The organism is Polymorphospora sp. NPDC050346, from assembly GCF_040655695.1.
GTDB lineage: Bacteria > Actinomycetota > Actinomycetes > Mycobacteriales > Micromonosporaceae > Polymorphospora > Polymorphospora lycopeni.
The window spans coordinates 573793-592059 of record NZ_JBFAKM010000001.1; the positions used below are offsets into that span (position 1 = coordinate 573793).

The following is an 18267-nucleotide window of genomic DNA, read 5'->3' on the forward strand; positions in this document are numbered from 1 at the left end:
CTAATTTAGACACTTCATTACGGACAAAGTAGCGATAATTGCGGACATCAATGCGCTAATTCATGTCACGGGCTGGTCACAACGCCCGGCGAGATAGTGACAATCATCGTGACTAACGCGAAGGATGCGGTCACACGTGCCCTGCACCCCAGGGCCTTTGTTCTCCGGAGGATAGAGAACGTGACAAAACCCCGCATCTGGAGTAGGCGTACCTCCGCCGCGCTCCTCGCGTCAGTCATGGCTGCCGGCGCCATGACCGTGGTGGGTGGTGGCATCGCTTACGCCAACCCGACCACCGGACCGGACGTTCTCAAGGGCGGACCCGGCGACAAGCTGGGCGCCCACGACCGGGCGTTGCTCGCCGAGGCCCGCGGCAAGGGCGAACAGACCGTCACCGTGATCGTCACGACCGAGAAGGGCGAGACCAAGAACGTCGCCGCCGGACTCGCCAAGCTCGGCGGCAAGGTCGGCAAGCAGGTCGACGAGGTCGGCTACGTCCGCGCGCAGCTCCCCACCTCGGCCGTGCTGCGCGCCGCCGAACTCCCCGGCGTCACCGCGGTCGACCTCAACGAGACGGTCCCGCTGCCGGCGCCGGATCCGGTGACGGACAGCACCGCCGCCCGCGCCGCCAGGTCCGCCGTCGTGGCTCCCGGCGCCGACACCCCGGCCGTCAACGCCTTCATGCCGACCCACGAGATCGGCTCGGTCGCGTTCAAGGAGGCCAACCCCACCTGGGACGGTCGTGGCATCACGATCGGCATCATGGACTCCGGGATCGACCTGGACAACCCGGCGCTGCAGACCACCACGACCGGTGAGCGCAAGATCGTCGACTGGTTCACCGCCACCGACCCGGTCCTCGAGGGCGACCGCACCTGGCGGCCGATGCTGACCTCGGTCACCGGCCCGACCTTCACCGCCGTCGGTGGCACCTGGACCGCGCCCGCCGGCACCTATCTCTTCAACACCTTCGCCGAGTCGGCCGCCGCCGGCGGCGACGTCGCCGGCGACGTCAACCGCGACGGTGACACCACCGACGTCTGGGGCATCCTCTACAACCCCGTCACCAACGACATCTGGGTCGACGTCAACCAGAACCGCGACTTCACCGACGACGCGCTGATGCGGCCGTACGGCGAGCGCTTCGACGTCGGGCACTTCGGCACCGACAACCCGGCCACCCCGGTCCGGGAGCAGATCCCGTTCGTCGTCGAGTTCCGCGAGGACGTCGACACCACCGCGGCCGGTGGCCCCGGGCTGGTCGACTACGTCAACATCGGCATCGTCTCCAGCTCGCACGGTTCGCACGTCGCCGGCATCACCGCCGCCAACGACATGTTCGGCAACGCCGTCTTCGACGGCGCCGCCCCCGGCGCCAAGCTGGTGTCGGCCCGGGCCTGCACCTTCGCCGGTGGCTGCACCGCCGCCGCCCTCTACGAGGGCATGATCGAACTCGTCGTCAACCGTGGCGTGGACGTCGTCAACATGTCGATCGGCGGCCTGCCCGGCCTCAACGACGGCAACAACGCCCGTACGCACCTCTACAACACCCTGATCAACGACTACGGGGTGCAGCTCTTCCTCTCCGGCGGCAACAACGGCCCGGGCGTCAACACCTCCGGTGACCCGTCGGTCGCCAGCGACGCCGTGGCGGTCGCCGCCAGCATCAGCCAGGAGACCTGGCTGGCCAACTACGGCTCGGTGACCCGTACGCCGGACCAGCTCTTCAACTTCTCCTCGCGCGGCCCGCGGGAGGACGGCGGACTCAAGCCGAACATCACCGCCCCGGGTTCGGCGATCTCCACCACGCCGCTGTGGCAGCCGGGCGGACCGGTCGCCGAGGCCGGCTACCCGCTGCCGCCGGGCTACCAGATGAGCAACGGTACGTCGATGGCCGCTCCGCAGGCCGCCGGTGGTGCCGCACTGCTGCTGTCGGCCGCCAAGGCCACCAACCGGGACGTCACCCCGGCCCAGCTCCGCAGGGCGATCTACTCCACCGGTGACTGGATCCCGGGTGTGACCGCGAGCGGCCAGGGCAACGGCAAGTTCAACGTGCCCAACGCGTGGAACCTGCTCGCCGCCGGCGTCCAGCCCGGTGGCTACACGGTCGACGCGCCGGTCTGCACCCCGCTCTCCGGCTTCCTCGCCACCCCGCACCGGGGCACCGGCCTCTACAACCGGTGCGCCGCCACCGATGGTGGGCACAGCCGCAACGCGCCCAAGCAGTACGAGATGACGATCACCCGGACCACCGGCCCGGACCGCAACATCAAGCACAACGTCCAGTGGCTGGGCAACGACGGCACGTTCCGCAACGGGCCGAAGAACATCATCCTGCCGCTCAACCAGCCGGTGAAGATCCACCTTGAGGCCCGTGGCGACTACGGCGACCACAGCGCCATCATGCGGGTCGACGACCCGGCGACCCCGTGGGTCGACTTCGAGTTCATGAACACCGTCGTGGTCGCCAAGACCACCACCGCGCCCGACTTCTCGTACGCGGTGAGCGGCACCGTCGACCGCAACCTGTTCAAGACCTACTTCGTCAACGTGCCGCAGGGCGCGAAGTCGCTGCAGGTCAACCTGTCGGGCCTCGCGGAGGGGTCGCAGACCCGGTTCGTCGCGTTCAACCCGCAGGGCATCCCGGTGGACAGCACCCAGAGCACGCAGTGCTTCAGCAACTTCCCCAGCCCCTGCAAGCCGGACGAGCGGTCGTACGACAACCCGCTGCCGGGCATCTGGGAGATCGAGGTCGAGTCGCGGCGGACGTCGCCGATGCTGGAGAACCCGTACCAGCTGCGGGCCCGCATCCAGGGCGTCACCGTCGACCCGGAGGTCGTCGAACTGCCCAACGTCACCGCCGGTGAGCCGACCCCGGTCAACCTGTCGGTGACCAACGACTACGGTCCGGTCAACCTCACCGCCTCCGGTGGTCAGCTCGGCAGCGCCCTCGGCCAGCGGCCCACCATCGCGCACCTCGCCGTCTCGACCTACCAGGTCGTCGTGCCGGCCGGGGCGAGCCGTCTCGTGGTGCGGATCGGCAACCCGGCCGACCCCGCCGCCGACCTCGACCTGTTCATCTACCGCAACGGTGCTGAGGTCGGTCGTAGCGCCGGCGGCAGCTCCGAGGAGACCGTCACGCTGACGAACCCGCCGGCCGGCACGTACACCGTCGAGATCGACGGCTACTCGGTTCCGGCCGGGACGACCGAGTACGACTACCTCGACGTGTTCTACAGCACGGCGCTCGGCTCGGTCACCGCGCCGGCCACGCCGCTGGCGTTGGCACACGGGGCGACCGGCACCCTCACCGGTTCGGTCACCGTCCTGTCCGTTCCGGCGGCCGGGCGGCAGCTCTCCGGTGAGCTCCAGATCGTCACCGACGAGGGCGCGGTCGTCGGCCGCGGTGCCCTGGAGATCGGTACGGTCAACTGAGCTGACCGCAGCTCGCAGTACGACGAGGAGCCCGTCCCCGGTGGGGCGGGCTCCTCCGTGTCCGGGCCAGCCGTCCGATGCGACGGGGCGTGCCCGTCGGCGTGGGCCGGCTCAGGCGGGTTCGGCGGTCTCGACCACGAACGGCGTGCCCTGCTGGCAGGTGGTCATCATGTCGGCCTGCACCCGGCCGGTGACGGTGACCCGGGCGCCGGCCCGGACCGTGGGGGTGCCGCCGACGAGCAGGTAGCCGTCGAGCAGGAAGCAGTTGGGTTCGACCCCGGCGGTCACGGTGCCGGTCAGGGTCATCAGGCCCGGCGGGCGCCGGGTGGGGCCCGGGGCGCCGGTCGTGCCAGGGCCGGTCGCCGTCCGGTCCGGGGTCGGCTTGACCGTCGGCACCGGCAGGTCTTCGGATCCGGACGGGCTGGTCACCGCTCCTCCTTGCGTCGGGCCGGGCGACGGGGCGGCCGTCCCGTCCTGGGCACAGGCCCCGACCAGCAGGCACAACACCAGGCCGGGCAGGACCTTCCGGAACGTCTTCATACGATCTTCGACGCGCTGGCGGCCGGCGGCGTTCCCATCCCGCCGCCGGTCAGGCGCGTCCGGCGCCGGCGGCGAGGGTCGCGGCCTCGGCGGACCGGGCGGTGGCCGCCGCCTTCATGTCCCGCTTGAGCTCCTGCGGGAGCGAGAAGGTCAGCCGCTCGTCGGCGGTCGTCACCTCGGCCACGTCGGTGAAGCCGCGCTCGGCCAGGTGGTCGAGCACCTCCATCACCAGGTCGTCGGGAACGCTGGCGCCGGAGGTCAGGCCGACCGTGGTCGCCCCGGCGAGCCACTCGTCGGCGATCTCGGAGGCGTAGTCGACCAGGTGACCGGCTCGCGCGCCGGCGTCCAGGGCCACCTCCACCAGGCGTACGGAGTTGGAGGAGTTGCGGGAGCCGACCACGATCACCACGTCGCAGTCCGGGGCGATCTGCTTCACCACGTGCTGCCGGTTGGAGGTCGCGTAGCAGATGTCGTCGCTGGGCGGCGACTGGAGCATCGGCAGCCGGCGCTTGAGGCGGGCGACCGTCTCCATCGTCTCGTCGACCGAGAGCGTGGTCTGCGACAGCCAGACGACCTTCGAGGGGTCACGCACCGTCACCTTGTCGACACCGTCGGGGCCGTCGACGAGCTGGACGTGGGCCGGAGCCTCACCGGCGGTGCCGATGACCTCTTCGTGCCCTTCGTGCCCGATGAGCAGGATGTCGTAGTCCTCGGCGGCGAACCGCTTCGCCTCCTGGTGGACCTTGGTGACCAGCGGGCAGGTGGCGTCGATCGCCTTCAGCGAGCGCTCCCTCGCCTGCTCGTGCACCTCCGGCGCGACGCCGTGCGCCGAGAAGATCACGATCGACCCCTCGGGCACCTCCTCGTTCTCCTCGACGAAGATGGCGCCCTGCCGCTCCAGGGTCGACACGACGTGCTTGTTGTGCACGATCTGCTTGCGTACGTAGATCGGCGCCCCGTAGAGCTTGAGCGCCTCCTCCACGGTCTGCACGGCGCGGTCCACGCCGGCGCAGTAGCCGCGGGGCTTCGCCAGCAGCACGCGCTTGCGGGTCTGGGGAATCGCCTGAGCCTCGGTCACGTGCCCCATCGTACGTGGGCCGCCCGAGGGCGGCAGCGGCCGCGAGCCGCACCACCCCGGGCTCCGCCCGCCCGGCCGGGACCGGGACCGGCACGCCGACCGGGCTCGCGGACGGTGTCGGTGGCCGGCCGTAGGCTGACCCGGTGACCCAGGCCGAGACGCCCCGCAGCACCCCCGAAGAGCCATGGCCGGTGCGCGTGGTGAGCCAGAAGGTGAGCGCCTGGATCGCCAAGCTCGGCTGGGTCTGGGTCGACGGGCAGGTGGCCCAGATCAGCCGGCGGCCGGGCGCGAGCACCGTGTTCCTCACCCTGCGTGACCCGTCGGCCGATCTCAGCCTGACCGTGACCACCAACCGCGACGTGCTCGACGCCGGGGCGCCCGAGCTGGCCGAGGGAGCCCGGGTGGTGCTGCACGCGCGCCCCGAGTTCTACGCGGCCCGGGGCACGCTGAGCCTGCGCGCCGACGAGATCCGGCAGGTCGGGCTCGGCGAGCTGCTGGCCCGGCTGGAGAAGCTCAAGAAGCTGCTCGCCGCCGAAGGGCTCTTCGACCGCGCCCGCAAGCGCCGCCCGCCGTTCCTGCCCGCCCGGGTGGGCCTGATCACCGGCCGGGCCTCGGCGGCCGAACGCGACGTGCTCACCAACGCCCGCCGGCGCTGGCCCGCGGTCGAGTTCCGGGTGGTCAACGTGCCGGTCCAGGGGCCGACGGCCGTACCGCAGATCATCGAGGCGCTCCGGCTGCTCGACGCCGACGAGGGTGTCGACGTGATCGTCCTGGCCCGGGGCGGTGGCAGCGTCGAGGACCTGCTCCCCTTCTCCGACGAGGCGCTGTGCCGGACGGTCTTCGGCTGCCGCACCCCGGTGGTCAGCGCCATCGGCCACGAGACCGACGTCCCGCTGGTCGACTACGTCGCCGACGTACGCGCGTCGACCCCGACCGACGCCGCCAAGCGGATCGTGCCCGACCTGGCCGAGGAGCTGCGGCTGATCCGGCAGGCCCGGCAGCGCCTCGACCGTGCCGTGGTCGGGCTGCTGGACCGCGAGCGGCAGCGCCTCGACGCGATCCGGTCCCGGCCGGTCCTCGCCCGGCCCGAGGTGATGATCGAACAGCGGGTCGTCGACGTACGCGGCCTGCGCGAACGGGCCGGCCGCTGCCTCGACCACCGGCTCACCACGGCCACCGGCGACCTGCGGCAGACCCTCGCCCGGCTGCGGGCACTGTCACCGGCCGCGACGCTGCAGCGGGGCTACGCGATCGTGCAGCGCGCCGACGGCCACGTCGTCCGGGCGGCCGGCGAGGTGACGAAGGGCGACCAGATCCGGCTCCGGCTCGCCGAGGGCGAGCTGGACGCGACCGTCGACGGCTGAGATGTGGGAAGGACCACGTTGAGCGAGCAGAAGACCCGTGGCGGCGACACCGCCGACGAACGGCTGACCTACGAGCAGGCCCGGGCCGAACTGGCGACGGTGGTCGAGCGGCTGGAGGCCGGCGGCACCTCGTTGGAGGAGTCGTTGGCACTGTGGGAGCGTGGCGAACGGCTCGCCGACACCTGCCAGCGCTGGCTGGACGGCGCCCGCGACCGGTTGGACGCCGCCCGTCAGGCCCGCGAGAGCGCCTGACGGGCGGCGTCAGTCCCTCTGCCGTGCCGCTGGGAGGCACGGCTTCGGGACGTCTTCGCGCGCCGAAGCCGCGGTCAGTCGGTCAACAGCTCGTACGCCGCCTCGGGGGCCCGCATGCTCTGGGCGGCCGTCGGCCGGCGCGGCGGGGTCGCCGTCCCGAACTGGCTGTACACGATCTTGATTTCCCGTGCCTCGATCTCCCCGGCGGCGGGGGTCGAGATGCCCAGTTCGACCAGCCGGCCCTCCGCGTCGATCCGGGCCTCGAACGGGATGGACCCGACCGCCGCGCCGAGTGCCTCGCGCGTGGCCTCGTCGACCAGCATCGAATCGGGCGCCTTGCCGAGATCGACCGTGCCGCGGTAGGTGCCGGTCCCGGTTTCCCGCACGTCGGTGGCCGTCCGGAAGAGCAGTGTGGCGGATGCCGGGTCCGAATCGTCGGGATCCTCGGATGTCGTGTCCAGCAGGCCCGGCACGCGGGTCTGGTCGACGAGGAGATACTTGTCGCTCCACGCGTCGATGCCCGCGGCCTTGTTGAGTTCGTCCCCGTAGTCGATCCGTACCCACATGTCCTCGTCGATGAGGATGAGGTCCAGCGTGCCCGTGTGGCCGTCGAGATCGAACACGTACTTGACGGCCGCGGTGTTACCGGCCAGGTCCATCATGCCCACGCCGTCCTCGGAGCCGCCGGTGACGGTGAAGGCGAAGTTTCCCCGGTCGAACACCTTGGTCGAGTCGAGCAGCGCCTGGCGCAGGTCGGGCGTCGCGCTCACGCCGGGCGTGACGTCCTCTTCCGGCGGACTGTGCGACCAGACCCGTATGCAGCCGGTCGTACCGAAGGCGAGCAGGGAGGCGGCGACGAGCCCGGCGAGGGTCCGCCGAATGGTCTTCACGAGAACTTCTCCATGGGTCTGCCCCGACCCCAGGATCGGCCGGGCGGCTGCGTCGGCAAGCCTAGGAACGCCCCATGGAAGAAACGCTTGAAGAACACTTGAAGCGGCCCGTACCGCCCCGCCGGCCTACCCCAGGCCGTCCGCCAGATCGCGCAGCTCCGCCTCGGTCGCCGAGCCGACCACCATGACGGTGCGCTCGGGTTCGAGCAGGACCAGCGCCCGCTCGCCGGGCCGGGCCGTGTAGCGCTGCCAGGTGCGCCCGCCGATCTCGATGACACCCTGCGGCTGACCGTCCGCGGTCAACTCCTGCGGCAGGAGGGTCTCGGCCGGCACGTCGCTCTGCACGAGTTGCACCCCCTCCCCCTCGGGCGAGACGAAACCGACGCGCAGGGTCGCGGTGCCGTCGGCACCGTTGAAGTTGGCGGTCACCGGCCGCCAGTCGTCGTCGACACCGGTCGGGTCGATCACCTCGAACGCCCCGGACGCCCGCGCCTGGGCCACCGCCGGCGCGGGGTCGATCACCACCGGCTGGTCGGCGCCGAAGAAGACCCGGTAGACGCCGAAGATCAGGGCGATCGGCACCAGCAGCACGAGCAGCGAGATCGCCATGTCCTTCGGCGACCGCTCGGATTTCCCGGTGGGTTCACCCGAACCCGGTGGCGGCACGTCGGGATCCTCACCGGCCGACCCGGCGGGTGCCGCGTCGGTGCCGGCGAGCAGGTCGGTGTCGGTGTCGGCGGTCGTCCGCCCGGGCGGGGGTACGGGCCCACGCTCGGTGGGCTGGGCTGGTTCCACGTACCCCATCTTGACAGTCGCCGTAGGCGGCCCACAGCTTGGCAGTCGCCGTAGGCGGCCCACAGCTTGGCAGTCGCCGTAGGCGCCACGATCCGGACCACCGGCGCCCCGAACGGACGTTCAGCCCACGGCCGTGCCAGGATCGAGGCGAACCGCCTCCGCCCGGCCCCGGAAGAGGGTTCGATGGGCGCGGGACGCGGGATCGCGGCCGGCCCACGCCGCCGGACGCGATCGAGCCGCCGGGCAACACCGGACCGACGGAACGAGTGAGGTAACCGCGATGACCGCTACAAGCACCCGGGTACCGCAGAACCTGGACCGCAACCTCGCCCTGGACCTGGTCCGGGTCACCGAGGCCGCCGCCATGGCCGCCGGCCGCTGGGTCGGCCGCGGCGACAAGGAGGGCGGCGACGGCGCGGCCGTCGACGCGATGCGCAAGCTGATCAACTCGATCCAGATGCGCGGTGTCGTCGTCATCGGCGAGGGCGAGAAGGACAACGCGCCGATGCTCTTCAACGGCGAGCGGGTCGGCGACGGCACCGGTCCCGAGGTGGACGTGGCGGTCGACCCGGTCGACGGGACCACCCTGATGAGCAAGGGCATGCCGAACGCCCTCGCGGTGCTCGCGGTCGCCGAGCGGGGCGCGATGTTCGACCCCAGCGCGGTGTTCTACATGGAGAAGCTGGCGGTCGGTCCGGACTGCGCGGACGTCATCGACATCACGGCCGGGGCGACGGAGAACCTGCGCCGGATCGCCAAGGTCAAGAAGTCCAGCATCTCGGACGTCACCGTCTGCATCCTCGACCGGCCCCGCCACCAGCGCCTCGTCGAGGAGGTACGGGACGCCGGCGCCCGGATCCGGTTCATCTCCGACGGCGACATCGCCGGCGCCATCTCGGCCGCCCGGCTCGAGTCCGACGTGGACGTGCTGATGGGCATCGGCGGCACGCCGGAGGGCATCACCGCCGCCTGCGCGCTCAAGTGCATGGGTGGCGCCATCCAGGGCCGGCTCTGGCCGCACGACGACGCCGAGCGGGAGCGGGCCGTCGCGGCCGGGCACGACCTCGACCGCGTACTCGCCACCGACGACCTGGTCACCGGCGACAACTGCTTCTTCGTCGCCACCGGGGTCACCTCGGGCGACCTGCTGCGTGGCGTGCGCTACCGCTCCGGCGGCGCCTACACCCAGTCGATCGTCATGCGCTCCAAGAGCGGCACGATCCGGGTGATCGACTCCTACCACCGGCTGGAGAAGCTCGCCCTCTACTCGGCCATCGACTTCGACGGCCGGCCGATCGCCGAGCAGGAGTGACCACCACCGAACCGGGTACCGCCGCGACCCCGACCGCCCCGTCCAGCCGGCGTGCGGTCGGGGTCGTACTCGGCGTGGTCGCGGGGGTCGCCCTCGCCGCCCAGTCCCGGGTCAACGGCGAACTCGGGGTACGTCTGCACGACGGCATCGCCGCCGCCGTCGTCTCCTTCGGCTCCGGTCTGGTCATCCTGACCGTCCTGACGGCGGTGGTGCCGGCCGCCCGGCGTGGTCTGCGGGTCCTGCGGACGGCGTTGCGCGACGGCGGCCTGCGGCCCTGGCAGTGCCTCGGCGGGGTCTGCGGCGCGTTCCTCGTCGCCACCCAGGGCCTGACCGTCGCCACGCTCGGCGTCGCCGTCTTCATCGTCGCCGTGGTCGCCGGCCAGTCCACCAGCAGCCTCGCCGTCGACCGGGCCGGATTCGGGCCGGCCGGCCGGCAACCGGTCACCGCGCCCCGCCTCGCCGGTGCGGTGCTGACCGTGCTGGCCGTCCTGCTCGCCGTCAGTGACCGGCTGGGCAGCCCCTCGGCGCTCGCCCTGGCCCTGCTGCCCGCCCTCGCCGGGATGGGGATCGCCTGGCAGCAGGCGGTCAACGGGCACGTACGGATCGCCTCCGGCAGCGCGATCACCGCGTCGTTCGTCAACTTCGTCACCGGTACGGCGGCCCTGCTGCTCGCCTTCGTGGTCGTGGTGGCCGTACGCGGCTGGCCGGACGGGCAGTGGCCGACCGAACCGTGGCTCTACACCGGTGGTGTGATCGGCACGTTCTTCATCGCGGTGGCCGCGGTCGTGGTGCAGTACACCGGGGTGCTGCTGCTCAGCCTGTCGATGATCGCGGGGCAGGTCGGCGGTGCGCTGCTGTTCGACGTGCTGATCCCGCCGCCGACCGGGCGGCCGGGGGTGACCACCGTCGTCGGCGCGGTCCTGACCCTCGTCGCGGTCCTGCTGGCCGCCGGCGTACGGGGGCTCCGGCCACCGCGTCGGCGGGGGTGAGGGCCGGCCGGCACCGCAGGCCAACGCGGCACCGGGCTCAGCCGGCGTCGGAGGAGTGGCCGGGGAACAGGTGGGCGGACGGGTCGATGAGTACGGCCGCGTTGTTGACGGCGGTCGCCGCCTCGCCGAAGCCGGTCGCGATGAGCCGCACCTTGCCCGGGTATTCGGTGATGTCACCGGCCGCGAAGACCCGGGGCCGGTTGGTGGCCATCGTGCTGTCCACCCGGATGTGCCGGCGGTCGAGTTCCAGCCCCCAGTCGGCGAGCGGCCCGAGGTCGGCGGTGAAACCGAGCGCCGCGACCACGGCGGTGACCGGCACGGTCTCGACCGGGCCGCCCTTGACGGCGATGTCCGCGCCGGTGACCACCGTCTCGCCGTGGATCTTCGCGATCTCGGCGTTGACCACGATCCGGACCGGCAACTGCTGGACCCGGGCCACCGTGGCGGCGTGGGCGCGGAACTTCTCCCGCCGGTGCACGAGGGTGACCGAGCGGGCGATCGGCTGCAACGCCAGCGCCCAGTCGAACGCCGAGTCGCCGCCGCCGACGATCAGCACGTCGTGCCCGGCCAGGTCGGCCAGGTGCGGCACGAAGAACACGATGCCGGCACCGGCGAACGTGGCGGCGGCCGGCAGTGGCCGGGGGGTGAAACTGCCGAGCCCGCCGGTGATGATGACCGAGCCGCAGAGCAGTTCTTCACCCGTGTCGAGCCGGAGCACCGGGCGGCCGTCGAGGTAAGACAACTCCTGGGCGCGTACGCCGAGCAGGTAGTCCGGGCGGTAGGGCGCGGCCTGCTCGACGAGGTTGGCGACCAGGTCGCGGCCCTTGATCGCCGGAAACCCGGCCACGTCAAAGATCATTTTCTCGGGGTACATCGCGGTGACCTGGCCACCGGGCTCGGGCAGCGCGTCGATCACCGCGACCGACAGCCCCCGGAACCCGGCGTAGTAGGCGGCGAACAGGCCCGAGGGCCCCGCACCCACGATCGCTACATCGATCTCCCGCATGCGCCACGCCGCCTTCCGTCCCCGGACCCAACGTGCTTGGCAAAGACGGTATGCGGCCAACTCCGGCCGGGCAACAGGCGTCCCGCGGCGGCGGTCAGGAGTATCCGGACGTCACTCCGGACCGTACGCGTCGTCGGCGTCCGGCTGACGCCGCCGGAAGAGGATCGCCGCGAGCAGCCCGCCGAGGAACCCGAAGAGGTGCCCCTGCCAGGACACCTGCGGATCGGTCGGCAGGATGCCGATCAACTGCCAGCCGTAGAGCAGGCCGACCAGCAGCACCACGCCGAGGTTCCACCAGCTCCGCTCCACGATGCCGCGCATGAGCAGCAGCCCCAGGTAGCCGAACACCACCCCGCTCGCGCCGACCACGACGGAGTGCGGCGAGCCGGTGAACCACACGCCCAGACCGCTCACCAGGATGATCACGAGGGTGGAGAAGAGGAACCGGCGGGCACCGGCCGCGAGCACGAACGTGCCGAGCAGGATCAGCGGCACGCTGTTGCTGTAGAGGTGGTCGAAGCCGTGGTGCAGGAACGGGCCGAAGAAGACCCCGTCGAGGCCGTCGATACGACGCGGGATGATGCCGAGCGCGGGGTCGAACCCGGCCGCGAGCCACACGTCGAGCGCCTCGATGACGAACAGGATGGGCACGACCGCGCACATCGCGACGAAGGCCCGGCCGAGGGCGGCGTAGAACGCCTCGCTGCCGAACCGCTGCGGATCGCCACGCCGGGAGTTCAGGTCGTACGCCATTCCCAAGTAGCTATCAGCTCACGGCGGCCGCCGCCAGTCGGGAACGACGAAGGCGCCCGCGACCTGAGGTCGTGGGCGCCTTCGGTGTCGCGATCGCGGATCTAGTAGTAGCCCTTGGTCTGTAGCGTCTGCCACGCGTTGCACGGGGTGCTGTAGCGGCCCTTGATGTAGCCGAGCCCCCACTTGATCTGGGTGGCCGGGCTGGTCTGCCAGTCCGAACCAGTGCTGGCCATCTTGTTGCCGGGCAGCGCCTGCGGGATGCCGTACGCGCCGGAGGAGCGGTTCTGCGCCTTGTGGTTCCAGCCGCTTTCCTTGGTCCAGAGCTTGTCCAGGCAGGGCATCTGGTCCAGGCCGAAGCCGCTCTGGAGCAGCATGGCGCAGCCGATCTGGCGGTTGCCGCTGTATTGGTTGCACGACTCCGGGATCGGCCCGTCGTAGGGCTTGGCCGGCGCGTTGGCGTCGTTGGCCGCGGCGGCCGCCTCCCGCTTCTTGCGGCTGGCCGCTTCCTCGGCCTTGCGGGTCCGCTCGTTGGCCGTCTTCGCCGCTTCCTCGGCCTTGCGGGCCGCTTCCTGCTCGGCGAGACGCTTCTGCGCGTTGGCCACGATGTGCGCGGCGTGCCGCTCCTTGATCAGCGCCTGTTCCGCCGCCTCAGCCTGGGCGACCTGCTGGTCGTTGATGCCCTGCTGCTGGATTTCCTGCTCTTCGCCCAGGTGGTAACCGCCGACGACGCCCGTCAGGAGCAGCGCCACAGCGGCCGACCGGACTCCGATCCGGCTCCACGGCCGAGTCACGAAGTGGTCCCTTCGTCGGGGGCACGGACACGGCGTGGCGACCGTGTCGATCGGATTCCACGCCGCCGAACACCCTGACGCACAGTGCGGCGGTTGGGCAATCAACCAATGACATTGTGATGTGCGCCACGCCACTTATCACCCCTAACCGGGACCAAGTGGCGTGGCGCCGTACCACCTAACGAGGGATGTCCTCCAGCAGGTCGGTCACCACCTCGGCAATGGGTGACCGTTCCGAACGGGTGAGTGTCATGTGGGCGAAGAGCGGGTGGCCCTTGAGCGCCTCGATGACGGCGGTCACCCCGTCGTGCCGGCCGACCCGGAGGTTGTCCCGCTGCGCCACGTCGTGCGTCAACACCACCCGCGACCCCTGCCCGATCCGGGACAGCACGGTGAGCAGGACGTTACGTTCCAGCGACTGCGCCTCGTCGACGACGACGTACGCGTCGTGCAGGCTCCGCCCGCGGATGTGGGTCAACGGCAGCACCTCCAGCATCCCGCGGGCCATCACCTCCTCCATCACGTTCTCGTGCACGACGGCGCCGAGGGTGTCGAAGACGGCCTGCGCCCACGGCGACATCTTCTCCGCCTCGGAGCCGGGCAGGTAACCGAGTTCCTGGCCACCGACGGCGTACAGCGGCCGGAAGACGATCACCTTCTTGTGCCGGCGGCGCTCCATCACCGCCTCCAGCCCGGCACACAGGGCGAGCGCGGACTTGCCGGTGCCGGCCCGGCCACCCAGCGACACGATCCCGATCGACTCGTCCAGGAGCAGGTCGAGTGCCACCCGCTGCTCGGCGGAGCGGCCCCGCAGCCCGAACGCCTCCCGGTCACCGCGCACCAGCCGTACGGTCTTGTCGGGCTGCACCCGGCCAAGCGCCGAACCGCGTGACGAGTGCAGCACCAGCCCGGTGTGGCAGGGCAGGCTGGACGCCTCGTCGACGTCGAGCGCGTCCCCGGCGTACAGGCGGTTGATCTCCTCCTCGCCCAGCTCCAGCTCGGCCATGCCGGTCCACGTGGGATCGCTGGCCTGGCCGTGCCGGTATTCGTCGGCGGTCAGCCCGACCGACGCCGCCTTGACCCGCAGCGGCATGTCCTTGCTGACCAGGGTCACCGTCCGCCCCTCGGCGACGAGGTTGAGCGCCACCGACAGGATCCGGGTGTCGTTCGACTCGTTCCGGAATCCGGGCGGCAGCACGGTGTCGTCGGCGTGGTTGAGCTCCACCCGCAGCGTGCCGCCGAGGTCGTTGGTGGGCACCGGCTCGTCGAGCCGCCCGTGCTTGATCCGCAGCTCGTCGAGCATGCGCAGCGACTGACGGGCGAACCAGCCGAGTTCCGGATGGTGCCGCTTGCCCTCCAGTTCGGAGATGACCACGAGCGGGATCACGACCTCGTGCTCGGCGAAGCGGTGGAAGGCGGCCGGATCGGACAGGAGGACCGAGGTGTCCAGGACGTAGGCGTGGCGCGCTGGTGCGGGCTCCGCACTGTCGGCGGTGTTCCCGCTACGGGCGGAGGAAGCGCGCCGGGTGGTCCTGGCGGACCGGGTCGCGGTGGCGGCGGCCGGGTCCTGTTCGGCCCGGGTGTTCGTGCGGCGAGTGGTCACAGGCCTGCTCCGGCGGGCGTGCACCCGGCCACCCGCGTCTCGCCTCGTCCGGAGCCCGGACGAACGGGGTCGGATGCGGGCCCCGTCGCGTCGAAATCGCAGGTCCAGGCCGGCCGGCTGACCCGGGACACCCCCGGGTCATGGCAGGAACGCTAGCCGGCCGGAAGCCGCTTGGGCTAGAGCTGCCCACAGGTTGGCGGCAGTTGTGAGGATCTCGTCACAGTCCGCACCGATCGGGAATCCCGGATGAGCGTCGGCCGGGGATCCGCGAACGGATCCCCGGCCGACGGGGAGGGACCGGCCGGGATGCGTGCCCCCTGCGCGCATCCCGGCCGGTAAGGGATCACCAGTCACCGGTCTGACGGTGATCCCGTACGGTGCGCGTCCGCCGCGGACGACGCACCGCAATCGCGGGCGACCGCTCACCCCATCACGCGTCGCCGGCAACGGATGCCGGCCGGCGAGCGTGTCTGATGGAGTGCCGTCCGCCGTTGGTCGCGGTCCCCGCGAAAGAGGCGCCCGTGTACGTCGTTCCCTGACGTACATCGGTGCGGGCGTTGTCGGGTGTCGTGGGTGATGGCACCGCCAGCACCGAGGCGATCGCCGCCTGCGCCTCTCGACGCCGGCGGTTCCAGGCCCCCCGGTCGCCGTCGAAATGGCCCTGCCGGTATCCGAACCGGTAGCCGATGCGGTAGCTGAGCTGACCGTGCAACCGGCCCGCCGCGTAGCTGGACGAGGCCAGCAGCAGCACCAGGAACACCGCGAAGAAGGCGCTCATGTCTCCTCCGTGTCGAACGAGCTCGGATCGTCGGTGAGCAGCCGGTCGAGGTCATCGGTGCTGACCTCCTCGACCAGCTCGACGCTGATCCGGCAGCCGTCCATGACGACCTCGGCGATCGAGGCGCGGCGGATGTCCCCACCCGCGTCGTAGACGCGCACGCTCAACTCCGGGCAGCCGAGGTGCGTGCGCCAGGAGTTCCACTCGGCCCGGTCGCCGACGTTGAGGGACAGGTACCGGCAGCCTCGCGCCAGGTACATGCGCCACGGCGCGCTGAGTCCGGCGGCCACCCCGTCTGCGATCAGGCCGAACGCCTGGGCTCGGGTCGCGAGCTCGGTCACCAGTTCCCTCCTGTCCCAGACGCGTGACCAGATTGAACACGGATCGTCTCAATCACGTGACAAACAGTAGTCCGTACCACGTGCGTGACAGCATCAGCTTTTCGTACGATTAGCACCGACCCTAAGTCCACCTAGTCTGTACTTGTGACACCCCTCAACACAAGGACTGACTCGTTAACAGGGAATCATGGACCCCTGTCACGCACACAATACAAAGATGACCATCCCGGTGGCGATGCGGAATCCTCGCCGTACCGTCAGCCAGTGCCGGAGACCGCCCACGGGCGCAAGATCGCCTTTGCCGCTTTCGTCCGTAAAGCTCTCGACGACGCGCGGACCACGCGAGCCTGGACCGGCTCGGAGGTCTCCCGGCGGACCGGCGTTTCCCGACAGACCATCAACCGGTGGGTACGCGGCGAGTGGGCCAGCGACCCCGAGGCGGAACGGGTCGTCGCCTTCTGCGAGGGGCTCGGGATCAACCCCACCGTCGCCTTCGGCGTACTCGGCTGGGACCGGCAGACCTCGGCCCGGCCCGCACCGGCCGCCCCGCCGATGGACCCCGACGTCGAGGCACTGCTGCGCCGGCTGGTCGACCCCAACGTCTCCGAGGCGGAAAAGTTCCACATCCGCGAGACGATCCGCTACCTCGCCTACCGCCCGCCGATCCCCAGCGAGCCGCGCAAAGGCCGCAGGCGGGCCAGCTAGGCGGGGGTCGGCCGCCTCCACCGGCCGACCCCACCTCCACCATCCGAAGCAACGGACATCGCAGTCGATCCTTCGTGCCTGGTACAGCCGCACGTGGTGCCCACAAACCGGGGCGACTTCCTCAGATGGCGAAAGAAGGCGTTCCGGTGGCCTTACATGCCGTGCGGGCAACCGAACGGGCACGCTAGCGTCCCAATCTGTACTGCTTGGGCTCGTCGTCGGCGGGGGGACGGGACAAGGCCGAACACAGCCCTGCGGGACAAAAGGAGGGGTCTACTCATGACCCTGAAATCGACAGCGACCGTGACAGCGGCCGTTTCCACGACAATGTGCATCACCATCAACGTCCTGGTCGCCCTGCTCGCCCACAAAGAAGTGCCCGGCATCATCAACATGGTCGTGGTCGGCGCCACCGCCGTCGGGATCGTGCTGGCGATAGTCGGCGAACTGTACGAGCGGATCAACGGGCGGATCACCGCCCTCACCGAGTTCCTCGTGGCCCGGCTGAATGAACTTGACATGAACACCAGCGACCGCAACGCCGGGTTCGTGGAGGGCTACCTGCTCAGCCACGGCCAAGACGCGGCGGTCGTGCCGTTCGGCCCGCGCCTGGGCAACCGCCGGGCCATGAGCGGTGGCGACGACCGAAGCTGATCAAGGCTTCGGTTCCCCCACCGTCCAGGTAGGGTGGCTCGTGTGCGGCCGTACGAGACAGGTGACCAGCTTTTGACCCGCCCGGTAACCGCGGAGCAGGCCTGGAAGGCCACCTCCGGCCGGGCCGGGCGGTGCGTCATGTTCTTCGACTTCGACGGCACCCTGGCGCCGGTCAGCGACGACCCCACCACGGTGCAGCCCGTCGCCAAGGTGATGGTCGCGATCGACGCCCTGGCCGAAGTCGTCCAGCGCATCGCCATCGTCTCCGCACGCCCGGTGGACTTCCTGCGCGACCGGTTCGCGGCCGCGCCCCACGTCGACCTCTACGGGCTCTACGGCCTCGAACACAGCCACGGCGGCGGTGAGACCGTCACCGAACCCGCGGCGCTCCCGTGGATCCCCGCGATGGAAGAGCTCGCCACCCGCGCCCGCACCGAACTGCCCACGGCGGTCCTCGTCGAATACAAGCGCCTCTCCGTCGCCCTGCACTGGCGGACCAGTCCGCAACTGGCCTCCACCGTCGAAGCCTGGGCCACCGCCGAAGCCGAACGACTCGGCCTACGCGTCCAGGCCGGCCGCATGGTCGTCGAACTCAAGCCGCCGGTCGACAGCGACAAGGGCAAGGTCATCGGCGAGGCGATCGGCTCCGCCGGATGCGCCTGGTACTTCGGCGACGACGTCTCCGACATCAAGGCGTTCAACGCGCTGCGCGCCCGCGAAGCCGCCGACCCCGACTTCTTCGGCGTCTGCGTCGCCGTCGCCAACCCCGAGACCGGGCAGGAGGTCGCCAGCGCGGCCGACCTGACCCTCGACTCCCCCGAAGCTCTCGCCGACTTCCTGACCGACGCCATCCACGTGCTGCGCTAGTCGGCCTCGGCTCCGCCTCGGCTGGCTCGCTCCGCTTCGCGCCGCCTGAATGCACCGTCTTCACCCTGCGGGCATGACGGCTTCGCCGCATGTCCTCGGGCTCCAGACGGTGCG

At 70.9% G+C, this 18267-nt stretch carries 18 protein-coding genes; 8 read left to right on the top strand and 10 right to left on the bottom strand.

Features of this window, described 5'->3' with window-relative positions:
* The first annotated feature begins 180 nt into the window (after positions 1–180).
* The gene (locus AB0I42_RS02405; protein WP_357533377.1) at positions 181–3435 is read left to right on the top strand and encodes a S8 family serine peptidase; all 3255 of its coding nucleotides are present in this window, start codon (positions 181–183) and stop codon (positions 3433–3435) included.
* 111 nt (positions 3436–3546) lie between these two features.
* Here the strand turns inward: AB0I42_RS02405 and AB0I42_RS02410 are convergent, their stop codons facing one another.
* Together AB0I42_RS02410 and AB0I42_RS02415 are read right to left on the bottom strand one after the other, a co-directional pair.
* Positions 3547–3975, bottom strand: coding sequence for a hypothetical protein (locus AB0I42_RS02410; protein WP_357533379.1), 429 nt, complete (start codon positions 3973–3975; stop codon positions 3547–3549).
* Positions 3976–4024: 49 nt separating this feature from the next.
* Positions 4025–5053: a 4-hydroxy-3-methylbut-2-enyl diphosphate reductase gene (locus AB0I42_RS02415; protein ID WP_357533381.1), complete on the bottom strand. Its 1029-nt coding sequence runs from the start codon at positions 5051–5053 to the stop codon at positions 4025–4027.
* A gap of 143 nt (positions 5054–5196) precedes the next feature.
* On the opposite strand from AB0I42_RS02415, the gene xseA reads away from it, so the two are divergent.
* Entirely contained in the window at positions 5197–6417 is a 1221-nt protein-coding gene (xseA, locus tag AB0I42_RS02420) for an exodeoxyribonuclease VII large subunit (protein ID WP_357533383.1), read from the top strand.
* 18 nt (positions 6418–6435) lie between these two features.
* Entirely contained in the window at positions 6436–6669 is a 234-nt protein-coding gene (locus AB0I42_RS02425) for an exodeoxyribonuclease VII small subunit (protein WP_357533385.1), read from the top strand.
* Positions 6670–6743: 74 nt separating this feature from the next.
* Here the strand turns inward: AB0I42_RS02425 and AB0I42_RS02430 are convergent, their stop codons facing one another.
* Complete coding sequence (locus AB0I42_RS02430; protein WP_357533387.1) at positions 6744–7559, bottom strand: hypothetical protein; 816 nt, start codon at positions 7557–7559, stop codon at positions 6744–6746.
* A gap of 126 nt (positions 7560–7685) precedes the next feature.
* Positions 7686–8354, bottom strand: a complete 669-nt coding sequence (locus AB0I42_RS02435) for a DUF4245 domain-containing protein (RefSeq protein ID WP_357533389.1) — start codon at positions 8352–8354, stop codon at positions 7686–7688.
* Between the two features lie 280 nt (positions 8355–8634).
* Here AB0I42_RS02435 and glpX point away from each other — a divergent pair, with 280 nt between their 5' ends.
* Entirely contained in the window at positions 8635–9666 is a 1032-nt protein-coding gene (gene glpX, locus AB0I42_RS02440; protein ID WP_357533392.1) for a class II fructose-bisphosphatase, read from the top strand.
* Entirely contained in the window at positions 9663–10655 is a 993-nt protein-coding gene (locus AB0I42_RS02445; protein WP_357533394.1) for a DMT family transporter, read from the top strand. The genes glpX and AB0I42_RS02445 overlap by 4 nt, the downstream gene beginning before the upstream one ends.
* A gap of 37 nt (positions 10656–10692) precedes the next feature.
* On the opposite strand, the gene AB0I42_RS02450 is transcribed toward AB0I42_RS02445, so the two are convergent.
* From AB0I42_RS02450 to AB0I42_RS02475, 6 genes are all read right to left on the bottom strand, one after another.
* Positions 10693–11661: an NAD(P)/FAD-dependent oxidoreductase gene (locus AB0I42_RS02450; RefSeq protein WP_357533395.1), complete on the bottom strand. Its 969-nt coding sequence runs from the start codon at positions 11659–11661 to the stop codon at positions 10693–10695.
* A gap of 111 nt (positions 11662–11772) precedes the next feature.
* Positions 11773–12414, bottom strand: coding sequence for a rhomboid family intramembrane serine protease (locus AB0I42_RS02455; protein ID WP_357533397.1), 642 nt, complete (start codon positions 12412–12414; stop codon positions 11773–11775).
* A gap of 101 nt (positions 12415–12515) precedes the next feature.
* Entirely contained in the window at positions 12516–13205 is a 690-nt protein-coding gene (locus AB0I42_RS02460) for a lytic transglycosylase domain-containing protein (RefSeq protein ID WP_357533399.1), read from the bottom strand.
* 178 nt (positions 13206–13383) lie between these two features.
* Positions 13384–14808, bottom strand: a complete 1425-nt coding sequence (locus AB0I42_RS02465; protein WP_357533400.1) for a PhoH family protein — start codon at positions 14806–14808, stop codon at positions 13384–13386.
* Between the two features lie 430 nt (positions 14809–15238).
* The gene (locus AB0I42_RS02470) at positions 15239–15586 is read right to left on the bottom strand and encodes a hypothetical protein (RefSeq protein ID WP_212826512.1); all 348 of its coding nucleotides are present in this window, start codon (positions 15584–15586) and stop codon (positions 15239–15241) included.
* The gene (locus tag AB0I42_RS02475; RefSeq protein ID WP_212826509.1) at positions 15583–15927 is read right to left on the bottom strand and encodes a hypothetical protein; all 345 of its coding nucleotides are present in this window, start codon (positions 15925–15927) and stop codon (positions 15583–15585) included. The genes AB0I42_RS02470 and AB0I42_RS02475 overlap by 4 nt, the downstream gene beginning before the upstream one ends.
* Before the next feature lie 264 nt (positions 15928–16191).
* Here AB0I42_RS02475 and AB0I42_RS02480 point away from each other — a divergent pair, with 264 nt between their 5' ends.
* From AB0I42_RS02480 to otsB, 3 genes are all read left to right on the top strand, one after another.
* Entirely contained in the window at positions 16192–16632 is a 441-nt protein-coding gene (locus tag AB0I42_RS02480) for a helix-turn-helix transcriptional regulator (protein WP_357533402.1), read from the top strand.
* A gap of 279 nt (positions 16633–16911) precedes the next feature.
* A complete protein-coding gene (locus tag AB0I42_RS02485) occupies positions 16912–17286 on the top strand; it encodes a hypothetical protein (protein WP_357533404.1) in 375 nt (124 codons plus the stop codon).
* Between the two features lie 138 nt (positions 17287–17424).
* The gene (otsB, locus tag AB0I42_RS02490; protein WP_357533461.1) at positions 17425–18153 is read left to right on the top strand and encodes a trehalose-phosphatase; all 729 of its coding nucleotides are present in this window, start codon (positions 17425–17427) and stop codon (positions 18151–18153) included.
* The last annotated feature ends 114 nt before the right edge of the window (positions 18154–18267 follow it).

Coding starts and splice junctions, on each gene's coding strand:
- AB0I42_RS02410 (WP_357533379.1), bottom strand. CDS start 3,975: ATGAAGACGTTCCGGAAGGTCCTGCCCGGCCTGGTGTTGTGCCTGCTG.
- glpX (WP_357533392.1), top strand. CDS start 8,635: ATGACCGCTACAAGCACCCGGGTACCGCAGAACCTGGACCGCAACCTC.
- AB0I42_RS02450 (WP_357533395.1), bottom strand. CDS start 11,661: ATGCGGGAGATCGATGTAGCGATCGTGGGTGCGGGGCCCTCGGGCCTG.
- AB0I42_RS02455 (WP_357533397.1), bottom strand. CDS start 12,414: ATGGCGTACGACCTGAACTCCCGGCGTGGCGATCCGCAGCGGTTCGGC.
- AB0I42_RS02470 (WP_212826512.1), bottom strand. CDS start 15,586: ATGAGCGCCTTCTTCGCGGTGTTCCTGGTGCTGCTGCTGGCCTCGTCC.
- AB0I42_RS02485 (WP_357533404.1), top strand. CDS start 16,912: ATGACCCTGAAATCGACAGCGACCGTGACAGCGGCCGTTTCCACGACA.
- otsB (WP_357533461.1), top strand. CDS start 17,425: ATGTTCTTCGACTTCGACGGCACCCTGGCGCCGGTCAGCGACGACCCC.